Annotated in this window: 15 protein-coding genes; all 15 read right to left on the bottom strand. The window is 28.2% G+C overall.

Features of this window, described 5'->3' with window-relative positions:
- Positions 1-43: 43 nt before the first annotated feature.
- The 15 genes from DR020_RS09480 to DR020_RS09410 all read right to left on the bottom strand — a co-directional run bounded on the left by DR020_RS09480 (position 44) and on the right by DR020_RS09410 (position 14,871).
- Entirely contained in the window at positions 44-1,444 is a 1,401-nt protein-coding gene (locus DR020_RS09480) for a cation:dicarboxylate symporter family transporter (RefSeq protein WP_112365809.1), read from the bottom strand.
- A gap of 145 nt (positions 1,445-1,589) precedes the next feature.
- Complete coding sequence (gene def / locus DR020_RS09475) at positions 1,590-2,060, bottom strand: peptide deformylase (RefSeq protein WP_058991850.1); 471 nt, start codon at positions 2,058-2,060, stop codon at positions 1,590-1,592.
- An 81-nt stretch (positions 2,061-2,141) separates the two neighbouring features.
- The gene (locus DR020_RS09470) at positions 2,142-3,101 is read right to left on the bottom strand and encodes an MraY family glycosyltransferase (protein WP_055257063.1); all 960 of its coding nucleotides are present in this window, start codon (positions 3,099-3,101) and stop codon (positions 2,142-2,144) included.
- 36 nt (positions 3,102-3,137) lie between these two features.
- Complete coding sequence (locus DR020_RS09465) at positions 3,138-3,698, bottom strand: ArsR/SmtB family transcription factor (protein WP_112365808.1); 561 nt, start codon at positions 3,696-3,698, stop codon at positions 3,138-3,140.
- Positions 3,699-3,850: 152 nt separating this feature from the next.
- A complete protein-coding gene (locus DR020_RS09460) occupies positions 3,851-4,495 on the bottom strand; it encodes a V-type ATP synthase subunit D (protein WP_055257064.1) in 645 nt (214 codons plus the stop codon).
- Positions 4,496-4,498: 3 nt separating this feature from the next.
- Positions 4,499-5,878 (bottom strand): V-type ATP synthase subunit B, encoded by a 1,380-nt coding sequence (locus DR020_RS09455; RefSeq protein WP_055257065.1) that lies wholly within the window; start codon positions 5,876-5,878, stop codon positions 4,499-4,501.
- The gene (locus DR020_RS09450) at positions 5,878-7,647 is read right to left on the bottom strand and encodes a V-type ATP synthase subunit A (RefSeq protein WP_112365807.1); all 1,770 of its coding nucleotides are present in this window, start codon (positions 7,645-7,647) and stop codon (positions 5,878-5,880) included. Before DR020_RS09450 ends, DR020_RS09455 begins: the two co-directional genes overlap by 1 nt.
- 17 nt (positions 7,648-7,664) lie before the next feature.
- Positions 7,665-7,982, bottom strand: coding sequence for a V-type ATP synthase subunit F (locus tag DR020_RS09445; protein ID WP_173636584.1), 318 nt, complete (start codon positions 7,980-7,982; stop codon positions 7,665-7,667).
- Positions 7,969-8,973 carry a V-type ATP synthase subunit C gene (locus DR020_RS09440; RefSeq protein WP_058991855.1) on the bottom strand — a complete coding sequence of 335 codons (1,005 nt, stop codon included), beginning with the start codon at positions 8,971-8,973 and terminating at the stop codon, positions 7,969-7,971. The genes DR020_RS09445 and DR020_RS09440 overlap by 14 nt, the downstream gene beginning before the upstream one ends.
- Positions 8,974-8,987: 14 nt before the next feature.
- The gene (locus tag DR020_RS09435) at positions 8,988-9,584 is read right to left on the bottom strand and encodes a V-type ATP synthase subunit E (RefSeq protein ID WP_055257068.1); all 597 of its coding nucleotides are present in this window, start codon (positions 9,582-9,584) and stop codon (positions 8,988-8,990) included.
- Between the two features lie 22 nt (positions 9,585-9,606).
- A complete protein-coding gene (locus DR020_RS09430; protein ID WP_055257069.1) occupies positions 9,607-10,092 on the bottom strand; it encodes a V-type ATP synthase subunit K in 486 nt (161 codons plus the stop codon).
- A 23-nt stretch (positions 10,093-10,115) separates the two neighbouring features.
- On the bottom strand, positions 10,116-12,062 hold the full coding sequence (locus DR020_RS09425) for a V-type ATP synthase subunit I (RefSeq protein ID WP_235865685.1): 1,947 nt from the start codon (positions 12,060-12,062) through the stop codon (positions 10,116-10,118).
- A 1-nt stretch (position 12,063) separates the two neighbouring features.
- Positions 12,064-12,390, bottom strand: coding sequence for a V-type ATP synthase subunit H (locus DR020_RS09420; protein ID WP_112365805.1), 327 nt, complete (start codon positions 12,388-12,390; stop codon positions 12,064-12,066).
- 305 nt (positions 12,391-12,695) lie between these two features.
- Positions 12,696-14,315, bottom strand: coding sequence for a B12-binding domain-containing radical SAM protein (locus tag DR020_RS09415; RefSeq protein WP_235804547.1), 1,620 nt, complete (start codon positions 14,313-14,315; stop codon positions 12,696-12,698).
- On the bottom strand, positions 14,245-14,871 hold the full coding sequence (locus DR020_RS09410) for a hypothetical protein (RefSeq protein ID WP_235804548.1): 627 nt from the start codon (positions 14,869-14,871) through the stop codon (positions 14,245-14,247). The genes DR020_RS09415 and DR020_RS09410 overlap by 71 nt, the downstream gene beginning before the upstream one ends.
- Between the last annotated feature and the right edge of the window lie 23 nt (positions 14,872-14,894).

Genomic DNA, 14,894 nt, shown 5'->3' with positions numbered 1-14,894 from the left:
CTTTTTAAAAAGATACCCTTTTTGTATTATATTTAATTCTTTTTTATTCTAAAATAACTTTTTCTTTCTTATCTCCATCTATTATCTTTTTTATTTTATTGAATCTTTTAGCTACACTAACTGTCACTACCATAGTACCACTTACATTTAACATAGTTCTTCCCATATCCAAAATTGGATCTATGGCAATTATAGCACCTACTAAAGGTAAATATTCTCCCATTCCCATACCGCTTATAACAACAGATACTGCTATAGTCGCAGTACCTGGAACTCCTGCAATTCCAAGCGAACTTATAACAACTATTACTAAAAGCATAGCATAAAAGCTAAAGTCCATTGTTATTCCAGCCATGTTTCCTAAAGTGATAGCTATAAGAGTTGGATATATTGCCGCGCATCCATTCATTCCTGCATTAGAGCCTAAACTTCCAACAAAGCTTGCTATCCCTTCATCTACTCCTACATTCTTACTTAATGTTTCAATAGTTACTGGAAGAGTACTTAAACTTGACCTTGAAGTAAAAGCTAAAATTAAAGGTTCCATAACATTTTTTAAATATTTTATAGGATTTAACCCGTTTAAAGCAATTATAAATAAATGAATAATAAACATTATAAATATACTCAAATATATAGCAATTATAAAATCAAAAACACTAGCTATTGCAGTTATCCCTTTTTGTGAAATAGTATTAGCCAAAAGAGCAATTACAGCATAAGGCATAAATTTTATAACACTCATCGTTATGCTAATTGTTATTTTATAGCTTCCTATAACTACACTTTCTATGCTCTCCATTACTTTTATATCTTTTCTTTTAAGTCTTCTCATAGCAAGACCAATAAAACTAGAAAATATAACAACTCCAACTATATTTCCCTCTACCATTGCTTTAAAAGGATTACTAGGAAGCAATTCTCTTAAAGTAGATATAACAGATGTAACCTCTCTTGCTGTTGTATCTGATAAAACACTTTGAGTATTAGTACCTAAATTAAATAAATTACCTACAATTATAGCTACAACACTTGCTAATAATGTAGTCAATAATAACATTACTATAGATGTCGTAACGATTTTACTTAATTTATCATCATCTTCCATTCCAATTATTACTTTTATTATTGAGAAAAATATTAATGGCACAGTTATCATCTTTAATAAGTCCATAAATCCATAACCAAATAAACCAAACCATGCAGTTGTTTCATTTATCCAAGTAATTTCTGTCGGATTATTTGGAAATCCTGAAACTAATTGTATAATAAATGCCATAACAAATCCTAATAGTATCGCTAAAAACATCCTTTTTGAAAATTTTATTTTCTTTTTTTCTAAGATTCTCATTAAATAAAACAAACCTAATAATATTCCAATAAATAATATTGTTTTTACGTTTGTTATCATAAGAAATTCTGATAAAAATTTATTACTTCCCATTTCGTCCCCCATTATCATATTAAACCTATGATTTTTATATGTTATTATATTACATTTTATATCCATTTATGTCAATATAATTATCATTAATAAATAAAAAATTCTAAGATAAATTTAATTTACCTTAGAATTTTAAAATTATCTTCTATTCTTCTTCAACTAATTCATACATCTCACTAGCCCTATCTACATACATTATCCCATCTAAATGATCTATTTCATGCATAAAACATCTTGCTAAAAGATCTTGAGCTTCGTATATTTTTTTCTCTCCATGTTCATCTAGAGTTTCTATTTTAACTGCAATTGGTCTTTCAACTAACCCTTCATGCATTACATAACTTAAACATCCTTCATAATCTTCATGAACCTCTTTAGAAACTGCTAAAATTTTAGGATTTATAAGAACATATTCATTTTCTCCATCACCAAAATTTATATAAATAACTCTCTTAGTTACTCCTATTTGCGGAGCAGCTAAACCAATTCCATCTACCGTAGCTAATGTATCCTTTAAATCATTTATAATAGATTTTGCCTCTTCTATATTTAAAATAGGATCACATACCTTCCTTAAGCAAGGTGCACCCAATTGAACTATCTCTTTAACTGACATATTAAATTTCTCCTTTTCTTAACCTCTTTAAATATATTAAAGCACAAATTTCATACTTTTTCATCATAAAAAATATTTTAGTTATAATTTAAATAAAAATATTAATATTGAAATTAAACTTAAAAATATACTTAAAACACACAAATATGTAACTGTTTGATTAATACTTAATCCTTTTTCTAAAAGCCTATAATGAACTTGACTTCTATCTGCCTTATATATTGGCTTTTTCCTTTTTATTCTCTTTAATATTACAAATATATTATCAAAAATTGGTATACCTAAAATAAGTATTGGTATTAATATCGAAAGAGTTGTTGTTTGTTTAAAAGCACCTTCTAGCGCAATAATAGCTAAAATAAAACCTAAAAAATTAGCTCCGGAATCTCCCATAAAAACTTTAGCAGGATATTTATTAAATATTAAAAAACCTAAAGTCATCCCAACTAAAGCTATAGCTATTGATGCTGAAACATTTTCTCCTTTAATCAAAGCAATTATAAACATCGAAGTAGCTGAAATTGATACAATCGATCCAGCAAGCCCGTCTATCCCATCTATCCAATTTATAACTGTTGTTACTCCAAATATCCACATTACTGTAAGTATTAATTGTAGAAATTTATGTAGTATTATGTAATTTCCTGTAAAAGGATTTGCAAAACCTATAAAAACTATTCCTGACTTATATATAAATATAGCTGCTATTATTTGAATAATTAGCCTAGGTGTTATAGGAAATTCTAAAGATTTTGTTTTATTATAATCATCTAATAATCCTATTATAAAAACCATAGTCGAGGCTATTAAAATTATTATAGATTCCTTTATATATGCAAGCTTATTTATGAAAATCAGATAAACGAAAAAAAATGAGATAAACATAGGAACTCCTCCTATTAAGGATATTGGATTATCATGTTTCTTTCTCCCTGTAGGTTTATCTGTGAATCCATATTTATTAGATAGTTTTATTAAAGGCAACATTAAAATACATACTATTAAAAATGAACTTATTAATATAAACAAGTAAGTTAACATAAAATTCACCCTTAAGTTACATATGTTTCTTTAAAGCTATTTTATTTCTCCTTTAGCGCAAATAGAAAACATATGATATACATCTGTTTTTTCTCTCTTTTCTTTATACTTACTTATTATGTTTTTTATTTCACTATTTAATACTAAAAATTCTTCTTTTGTTAAATATAATTCATCAAAGTTTAAATTTATACTGTTGAAATCTTCTTCATCTCTATTTTCTATTGAGCTTATAATTTTTTCTTTGGATTTTTCATAATAATCATTAATAACCATTGATATTTGAGAATTATAAATCTCTCTTGTTTTTCTCTTTATATCTTGATTTTCTATCCTAAAATCATGTGCTGTTAAAGAATAATATTTTGCAATTATCCCCTTTATTTCTTCAGTTTTTACAAGCTTTACAATTCCTACTCTTTCTAATTTTTTTACGTGATAATAAACCTTTGAAGGAACTTCTTCAAAAAAATCTGCAATTTGTTTTACAGTAGCCTCTTCTCTATTATTTTTTAAAAATGCTATTATCTTTAAACGATATGGATCCGAATAAGCTTTTATTTCATCTATTGTTGTTAATTTCATAGTTTGTTGCATATTAACTCACCTCTATCAAATAAAACATCATACTAATTATACTATATTTTATAAAATAATTAAATATATATTATTTTTTGAATTTATTGTATTTTATATTATTCTTTATTATAAAAAAATAGGTTTAAGGAAATTATCCTTAAACCTATTTTTTATCCCCTTTGATCTATCATAGATTTAACTTTCATAAGTCTTGTCAAAGCTCCTCTTTCATTTTCATCAAGCTTCATTCTTATATATTTTATAGTTTCTTCTAATTGAGGAATTGTCATATATTCAAGAGCATTAACTCTTCTTCTTGTTTTCTCTATCTCATCTGCCATAAGTTGACCTGATTTTTCAACCTCTGCAAGTTCTAAAAGCTTTGGAAGCACTCTGTAAAGTTTTCCTATAGCATCATCTAATTCTGCTGAGGTATTCATAAATCCATAAGGGTAAATACTTCCCTCATCTCCTTCTAATTCTCTTTTAAAATTCATTATAGGAACATTAACGCTCATTACATTTTTAGTTCCAACCTCAACCTTTATATTTTCTTTTGGATAAGCTATAGCTTCTTCTAAAAATTCTGAACTCATAACAGCTCTTGCCATAACAAAATCTTTTAAAGAATCTCCAAGTTCTTTTTCAACCTCTGCTCTAATCTTATTATTATATTTAATAAGATTTATAAATTGTCTCATAAGCTCATCTTGTTTATCTTTTAAAAGCTTATGACTTCTTTTAGATGTAACTAATCTTTTCTTTAGCTTTGATAGTTCCATTCTTGTAGGATTTACATTTAATTTTTGAGCCATATTCTACTCATCATCTCCTGGCATATACTTTTCTAAGTATTCATCTCTAATTCTCTTAAGCTCTGTTTTTGGAAGTATCTTAAGTAGTTTCCATCCAAGCTTTAATGTTTCTTCTATACTTCTATTTGTTGTAAATCCTTGTGAAACATATTCTTTTTCAAAAGCTTCAGCAAATTTAGCATAAGCTTTATCAGCATTTGATAGTGCAGATTCACCTAAAATTGCAGCAAGTTCTTTAGCTTGTTTACCTTGTGCATAAGCTGAGAATAATTGATTCATTGTATCTGCATGATCTTCTCTAGTTTTTCCTTTACCAATTCCCTTATCTTTAAGTCTTGAAAGAGATGGTAGGACATCTATTGGAGGCATAATTCCTTTTTTATAAAGCTCTCTTGAAAGCATTATTTGACCTTCTGTTATATATCCTGTAAGGTCAGGAATTGGATGAGTTTTATCCTCCTCAGGCATTGTAAGAATTGGAATTTGAGTTATTGAACCTTCTTTTCCAATTATTCTTCCTGCTCTTTCATAAAGTGTTGAAAGGTCAGTATATAAATATCCTGGATATCCCCTTCTTCCAGGAACTTCTTTTCTAGCTGCTGATACTTCTCTTAAAGCTTCTGCATAGTTTGTTATATCTGTCATTATAACCAAAACATGCATTCCCTTTTCATAAGCTAAATATTCAGCTGCAGTAAGAGCCATTCTAGGAGTTGCAATTCTTTCAACCGCTGGGTCTGATGCTAAATTCATAAATAAAACAGATCTGTCAATTGCACCTGTGCTATTAAATTCTTCAACGAAAAACTCTGCTTCTTCAAATGTTATACCAATTGCAGCAAATACAACAGCGAATTTTGAATCGGAATTTAAAACTTTAGCTTGTCTTGCTATCTGTGCTGCAAGTTCTGCATGAGGAAGACCTGCTGCTGAGAATACTGGAAGCTTTTGTCCTCTAACTAAAGTATTTAAATGATCTATTGCAGAAATTCCTGTTTGAATAAATTCTGATGGGAAATTTCTAGCAACTGGATTTATAGCCTCACCATTTATATCAACTCTCTTATCTGGAATTATTTCTGGACCATTATCCTTTGGTCTTCCCATTCCATCAAATACTCTACCTAACATATCTTCAGATACACCAAGTTCCAATGGTTTTCCTAAAAATCTAACCTTTGTATCTTTAAGATTTATTCCAGAAGAACCTTCAAAAAGCTGAACCATAGCTTTATCTCCGTTAACTTCTAAAACCTTACCACGTCTCATTTCACCAGTTTGCATTTCAATTTCAACTAGCTCATCGTATTTTACACCTTCCACGCCTTCAACAGCCATTAAAGGTCCTACAACTTCTGTCACTGTTTTATATTCTTTAAGCACTATATAACCCCTCCTTCGTTAATTAATTTATCTATTGATTCTTTTAACTCAACTAATATATCATCCATTTTAACTAATTCTTCTTCAGGAATATATTTACTTCTAGCAATTCTATCTCTAACTTCAAGTTCTAATATTTTATCTAAATAAACACCAGCATCTAATGCTCTTTGTCCCTCATGCATAAATGCAAGTACAAGTTTTAACATTTTATATTGCTTCTTAAGAGATGAATACGTATCAACCTCATGGAAAGCATTTTGTTGTAAATAATCTTCTCTTATAGATTTTGCTACTTCAAGTTTTAATTGATCTCCTTCTGATAATGCATCAATACCAACTAGTCTTACTATTTCTTCAAGTTTTGATTCTTCTTGAAGAAGCGTCATAGCTTCTGTTCTAAGACTTGACCAATCAGAAGATACATTTTCATCCATCCATATTCCCATTTTATCTAAATATAATGAATATGAAGATAACCAGTTTATTGATGGGAAATGTCTCCTATAAGCTAATTGTGCATCTAATCCCCAGAAAACTTTAACTATTCTTAAAGTTGATTGAGTTACTGGTTCTGATATATCTCCACCTGGAGGAGAAACTGCTCCAATTGCTGTAATTGCCCCTTCTCTTTCCTCTTTTCCTAAAGTTACAACCTTACCTGCTCTTTCATAATATTCTGCAAGTCTTGAACCTAAATATGCTGGATAACCTTCATCTCCTGGCATTTCTTCAAGCCTTCCTGACATTTCTCTAAGTGCCTCTGCCCATCTTGAAGTTGAATCTGCCATTATAGCCACAGAATATCCCATATCTCTAAAATACTCTGCAATTGTAATTCCTGTATATATGGATGCCTCTCTCGCCGCAACTGGCATATTTGAAGTATTAGCTATTAAAACTGTTCTCTTCATTAAACTTTCACCAGTTTTAGGGTCAATAAGTTCTGGGAACTCATTTAAAACGTCAGTCATCTCATTACCACGTTCTCCACATCCAACATAAACAACTATTTCTGTATCTCCCCACTTAGCAACTTGGTGTTGAACAACTGTTTTCCCAGCACCAAATGGTCCTGGAACTGCTGCAGCTCCTCCCTTCGCAACTGGGAAGAATGTATCTATTACTCTTTGTCCTGTAGTCATTGGTTCTACTGGATTTAATTTTCTAGCATATGGTCTACCTTTTCTTACAGGCCACTTTTGCATCATTGTTAACTCTTTCAATCCATCTTCAGTTTCTAAAATACAAACTATCTCTTCTACTGTAAAACTTCCTGATTTTATTTCTTTAACTGTTCCTGATACTTTATATGGAACCATTATCTTATGAAGTACAACTGGAGTTTCTTGAACTGTTCCAATTACATCTCCTTCACTTACTTTATCTCCAATTTTAACAACGGGTTTAAAATCCCATTTTTTTTCTCTATTTAAAGATTTAACTTCAACTCCCTTAGTTAAAAACGAACTATTTGCAGCCTTCATAAAAGCGTCAAGAGGTCTTTGTATTCCATCAAACATAGCTTCCATAAGTCCTGGTCCAAGTTCTACTGAAAGAGGCTCTCCAGTTGTTATAACTGGATCTCCAGGTCCTATACCAGATGTTTCTTCATAAACCTGAATTGAAGCCTTATCACCTCTCATTTCAATTATTTCTCCAATAAGCTTCTTTTCCCCAACTTTAATAACATCAAATACATTAGCTTCATCCATAGAATCTGCTACAACTAATGGTCCTGAAACTTTTACAATTCTTCCGGTTTTCAAACTTATCATCCTACTTTCTATAATATATTAACGCCTACAGCTTTTTCAACATTATCCGAAATTCTTTGTTTTCCTATATTTAAACTTCCTTGATTACTTGGAATAAGTATTATTGCAGGAAGCATTTGTTTTGAGTATCTCTCTATTGTTTCTTCAATATCTTTAGCTACATGCTCTGTTACAAAAATAATTGCATAATCTTTATGTGCAAGTTTATCAATGATTTTTTTTGCTTCATCACTTTCTACAACTGGAAATACCTCTATTCCTAAAGCTTTAAAAGCTAAAATAGAATCTTTATCTCCAACTACAGCAACTTTTTTATACATAACCATCACGCAACCTTTCTCTTATAACTTCCTTGCTAATGTTATTTAGTTTTCCAACCATAATAGTTCTAACCTGTTTAATCTCACTTTCTTTAGCGTACATATAAGCTAAAACTGGCTCTAATCCCTTTGTTATAAGTTTGGCTTCTTTTATAAATTTCATTAAATAATTGTCTATTAGCTTTTCAAATAAACTAACAGAACCTGTATTTATAAAACTTATAACTCCTTCTTTAACAATTGAATTATATTGCCCTAATACGTGATTTGGTATATTTTCTGTATTTTCTAAAAACATTGCTCTATATTTTTTCTCATCAATAGTTCCTCCAGGAACTAAACTATCTAATAAAAAGTTAACATTCTTTTGTTGCTTCTTAACTCTTAAAAGAGTCTTTATATTATTTAAATCTATAATACTATTTATATATTTATCTAAATATTTATCATTTAACTCTTTAGATTTTCTTATATCATTTATGTGAGCGTATAAATATTTATCTGCTATTATATCTATAATTTGAGGATCCTTATTTTCTTCAAACCTATTATTTATCTCCTCAATACATTTTTCTATATGTTTAGGTAAACCTCTTAGAGAATCTCCTAAAATAGCATTTTTTAAAATAGAAGAATCTATCATTCCAACTGGTATTAACATATTGGAAAAATCTTGTTTTAAGATTTTTCCTTTTATTAAAACCTTTATATTATGATAATCATATTTTATTGCCATAACATCAATAAGACCTTTTACAGGAGAAGCTTTATACATAGTTTCATATAATCTAACTAACTCCTTAGATAGAAGTACTTCATATTCTTCTGGTCTTTTTATATCATTCATAAATGCTGCATAATCAGTTTCTTGTAAAACTTTAAGCGCATCCTCTGATGTATTTGCATCTATCATTCTTTCTATCTTTGATTTATCAAGAAGTCTTTTTTCATACACTCTAATTCTAGGAATTAATTGGAGAAATTGCATTGAATCCATCTACTTCCCCCTCCTTAATTAAATAATACCTTAGTTACCTCTAATTCTAATTCACTTCTTAGTGATTTAACTAAAGATTCAAAAGTATTATTTATTTGTATTCCATTTCTATCTAAAATAAACCCTCTATCAAAATTACCATTAGTTAAAATAGAGATTTTACCTTTTTTTCCTAAACTTATTAATTTATTATTTAAATCTAATAAAAATTTATTGTTTATTACATCTTCATCTTTTTTATTTATTATTAAAATTTCTGTTCCTTCTAAATCAAGAGAATCTAAAGCTCTTAAAATATATTCTTTATATTCTAAAGTTGAAAGGCTATTTAGCCTCTCAACTGCTTTTTCAAATACTTTGCTTATCATGTCTTGCTTTGCCTTAAGTTCATTATTTCTAACCTTTAACCTAGCATTTGATATAACTCTATTTTCTCTTGCTTTAGCTTCTATCTTTGCTTTTTCTATTAACTCAACTTCTAAATTTTTAGCCTTTTTAGTTTCCTTTGCTATTATACTATCACTTTCAACTTGTGCAGCATTTAAAATTTCATCTCTTTTTTCTTCTGCATCCTTTATAATTTTAGAAGTTATGTTGTTTAAATTTGACATCAGCTTCCACATCCAATCTTTCTTAGAATAAATTGTTAACTAATAAGAATGATATAACGAATCCTAATAAAGCATAAGTTTCAACCATTGCAGAAAGGATTATACCTTTTGTATTGTGATCTGGGTTTTTAGCTAATATTTGAATACCAGACGCTGCAACCTTACCTTGTGCTATTGCTGATAATAAACCTGTTATAGCAATTGGCAATGCTGCTGCAAATAAATATAAACCTTGTGATAAAGTAGTTGTTGTACTTAAATTATTTAATATTAAGAAACCTATAACGAATCCATAAAGACCTTGTGTACCTGGTAAAAGTTCCAAAACTAATGCCTTACCAAATTTTTCAGGTTCCTCAGTAACTAAGCCTGCTGCAGCTTCTCCAACTATCCCAACACCCTTTGCTGATCCTATTCCTGATAATCCAACAGCAAGTGCTATTCCTAAAGCTCCAAATATAAATCCACTATAACTAGTAGCATTTGATAAAAAATCCATAATTGTCATTGTATAATTCCCCCTAAATTTTATTAATCTATTAAATTTACATATTTATTTAAAGTTTTAAAAGGTGCAAATTCCTTGCCACCACCATCGTAAAACTTTGAAAAATATTCAACATATTGTAATCTAGCTGTATGAACATATGCACTTAAAAGTGATAATGCTAAATTAAATGTATGTGCTGCTATAAAAGCTACTGCTCCAACTATTATTCCTATAATTCCCCCTGGAAGCATTCCTATAAGAAGATTTAATGCTCCTGCGATAGATCCTCCTGCAAGACCTATTGCCATAAGTCTTGTATAAGAAACTAAATCTCCAATATAACCTGTTATATTGTATAAAGAATAAGCACCTTGTCCAAGTTTTGCTCCTACTGACTTTTCAGCTCTACCACCTGTTAAAATTATTATTATTGCAGCTACTATAACTACAATTGTTGCTATGGTTTTAGTAATAGATGGTAAACCTATCATTCCTCCACCTAACATAACACCAAGCCCTATTAAAATCATATACCAAGCACCTACATCATAAAAAGCACCTAATATATCACCTTTTTTAATCATCATATAAGCTTTTATTCCAAGCCCAACGAATATTTGAAAAACACCAAAACCAATTGACATTATAAGAATTGTTGTAACATCTTTTGTTGTACTTATAAATACAGGAAGTGGTATTGCATCATTAAAAAATGCTCCATATACAAAACCAAACAATATACTAGGAATACTTAAATATGCAAAAAACTTTGCAAAATCTGTACTCTTTTGATTATTTTTAAGAAATTTTATAGCAATCAATGAAGCTATTAACATTACTAATCCATATCCTACATCTGCTATCATCATTCCAAAAAATAAAAGATAAAAAGGCATCATTACCGGTGTTGGATCTATATCTCCATATTTTGGAACACTATACATATTAGTTATAGATTCAAAAACTTTAGCTATTTTACCATTTTTAAGTTTTACAGGAACTTTATCATATTCCTCTTCCTTAGCTTCTTCAAATGTTAAATAAAAATCATCATTTATGGCACTTTTTATAACGTCATTAAATTTTTCATTTTTATCTACTGGAATCCAACCTTGCATAACTACAGTTTTTTTAGTTTTTAAAAAATTTTTAGTAACTGTTAATCTTTCTTTTAAATTCCCATAATATTCATATGCCATTTTAAGTTCATTTTCTTCAGTTGTAAGATTTTTTAATTCTTCTCTTATGTTACTTATATTGTTATCTAAAGATAAAATTTCTTTTTGAAAATCTTCTAATATAACTTTAGGCATTTTTTCATAATTTGAATTAAAAGCACTAAATCCACATTCCTTTAATTTTTCTAAAAAAACATCTTTTTCATCTTCATGACTTATTGAAAAAATATAAATTTCTTGATTATTTGAACTTATAACTTCAACATTTGTTAGTTTAAACTCATTTTCCAGTCCCAATATTACTTCTTCATATTGTTTTGGAACTGTTCCTAAAAACACACTAACTTTTTTAAAATTTTCAACTTCTTTAAAAGATGCATCAAAGTCTTTCCAAGGAGTTAAAACATCAATTTCCTCTTTTATTGAAGATTTTTTTGTTTCTAAAGCTAAAAGCTTGTCTTCTTTTTCTTTAATTATTTTATAAGAATTTTCCCAAGAACTACTTTTAACTTTATTTTCAAGAGCTTTTAAAGTTAAACTTTCTTTTTGATTTTTTAATGATTGAAGTCCTGATTTTTTTGGTAAGTAAGTTTCAATAAAGTCTAAAGCTGATTTAGCTTTTGATAAATTTTCCTCACACTTTGCAAGATTTGAATCACTTTTTTCCCTTTCTAAGCTTTCAAATTCTTGATTTTTCTCTAGAAAATTTTCATCTTGTAAATTTATAAATTCTACTTGATAAAAACTTTGAATGCTTTCTATAAGCTTTTCTTTTTGTGATTCAAAAGATAGCAAAGTAAATTTATTCATTTTAACTATTGCCATCTGTATTCACAACCCTCTCAATCACTAATTTAATGGCCTTATCGATTTTATCATCAGATAGATTATAAATATTTTCACATTTTTTTACTCCACCCTTCAATAAAATAGCAGCCTCTTTCTCACCAGATAATACGGCATCATTTATAATTTCAAAAGCTTTCTTTTTACCCTCATCCACAATTTTTTTGTATTCTTCATCTGCTTGTAGCGTAGCTTTAGAAATTATCTCTTTGCTTTGATGATGAGCTTGTTTAATCATCTCTTCAGCTTGCTCTTCGACCTTTTTTATTTCATTTATTGCTTTTAGTGCCAAAGTTTCACCACCTTTATTAAAGAAATAATAATATATATTAATACTTTATATAGTATTAATTAACACTTAATATACTTTAATTATACACAAAACTCAAAAAATTACAATACGTTTTATAGTTTTCATTGAAATTTTTAATATATTTATTTATTTTTTTATATTATTCCATTTTTATCTTTTAAAAATATAGTATATTTTTGATTTTATTGGTTTATTATATATTTTTTATATTACTAATTCAACAATATTTATAAAAAATAATCGGTATAAGTTATTAAATAACTTACACCGATTCACTTGTTCTCTTAAATAAATTTTATATTATTTTCATATCCAAATTCTTCTTCGTTAAATATTAAATAATTATCTGTCCATACAACTTCGCCTTTGTTTAAATAATTTAAAATATCTAAATTAAACTTTTCTATATGAGATTTATTATATGGCGCTTTCTTTTTAAGCTCTAAACGTACATTCCTTTCTTCTTCTTTAGAGATATCTCTTATTAAAAAATCAGGAAGCCATTTTTTCTTATTAAAACAAAGATAATCATACTTTATTATTTCTTTTAACACATTCTCATTTTCTCTATTAAACCTTTCTATATTAAAGTCTAAAAGAACTTTATAATATTCCACATTTCCTAAACTCCTTTTAAAATGACCTATTTTTTCAAAGTACATTGCCATTTCAAAATAAAATTCAAAAGGAGTTTCATATCTATTTAAGAAAAAACGTAATACATTATTGAATTTCCCTGAATTATAATATTTATCAACAATTTTTTCAACCTTTTTAAGCTCCAACAAATCATTATAAGATAAATCATTATTTTTAAGAATTTCATATGGTGCATAAGGTGAGTATACAATTCCCCATTTTTCTGCCTCATCTCTCATTGCAGAACCTTTTAAAAGCTTTAAAAACCCAAGCTGTATTTCATTAGGATTTAACGAATGAACATCATTAAATGATTTTTTAAAAGAATTATAATCCTCTTGTGGAAGCCCTGCAATTAAGTCTAAATGTTGAATAACATTTTTATTTTTTGCTACTTTCAACACTTTTTCTGCTACATTTTCAAAAGTAATTATTCTATTTATATTTTTTAAAACTTTATGATTACTTGTCTGAACGCCTACCTCCAATTGAAACCTATTCTTTGGCGCTTTATTTAAAACCTCTATTTCTTCATCACTTAAAAGATCAGCTGCAACCTCAAAATGAAATCTAGTTTTTGTATCTTGTTTACTTAAAAATTCCCATATTTCTATACTATAATTTTTATTGCAATTAAAAGTTCTATCTACAAATTTAACAAGTTCAACACCCTTATCTATAAAAAACTTAAGTTCTTTTTTTACTCTTTCTACATCTAAAAACCTAACTCCATTCATAACAGAAGACAAACAATATTTGCATTTAAACGGACATCCTCTTGACGCTTCATAATAAACTATTTTATTATCTAAATCATCATCTTTATCATATGGAAATACTAAATCACTCATATTTAATTCTTTTCTAAATCCATTAAAGAAGATATCATCATTTTTTTTATAATACAATCCTTCTATATCTTTTAGCTCTTTCTCACCTAATTTATACTTAACAAAATCTCTAAATGTAGCCTCACCCTCTCCAACTATAACATAATCGCAAAAACTATCTTTTAAAAATACTTGTGCTTCATAGGAAACTTCTGGTCCTCCATAAAGTATTTCTATGTTTTCATCTATAATTTTTATATGTTCAGCTAACCTTTTTACATACTCCATGTTCCATATGTAACAAGAGAAGGCCACAACATCTGGCTTCTCCTCCATAATTCCTTCTAATATGTTCTCTAATCTATCATTTATCGTAAACTCTTTTATCTTTCCTTGAAAATTTAAATCCTTTGTGTATGCTCTTAAATATCTCACTGCTAGATTGCTGTGGATGTACTTTGAATTTATCCCCGTTAATAGTATCTTCATTATTTATAATTCCTCTCTTTTTAGCCTTAATGTATATTATTTTATCACAAATTCTTCCCTCTTGTATTTCAAAATATTTTTCTAAAGTTTTTTGAAAATTAAAAAAGCCAAATTCAGCTAATGGATTTATATTAGAAAATTTAAACTCCTTTGTTGTACCATCTGGCATTAACACATTTATATTATCTTTTATAATTTCTTTTACCCTTTTTTCTCTATCCCAAATATATAAATTACCGCCTACCTTTAAATTTTGCCAGATTTCTTTTAATACCATATCACGCTCTCCTTTAGTTGCCAGTTGACTTAATGAAAAAAAAGTAACCCCATTGTCATAAAAATTTTTATATTGGTTACTTAAGTCTTCTGAATAATAATCAACACTTATTTCGTCCTCTTCTCCTTTTAATATATTATATATCACTCCATAATTATCATTGCCAACATCTAATGTATTTCCACCAAATTTCACATCTTTCATATTTATAACCAAGTTACTCATAGTATCCCCCCTTACCGTTAACT

It is taken from the genome of Sarcina ventriculi (genome assembly GCF_900456775.1).
GTDB classification, from domain to species: domain Bacteria; phylum Bacillota; class Clostridia; order Clostridiales; family Clostridiaceae; genus Sarcina; species Sarcina ventriculi.
Note: the sequence above shows the minus strand (reverse complement) of the source record. Positions and strands in the feature narration are given on the sequence as shown.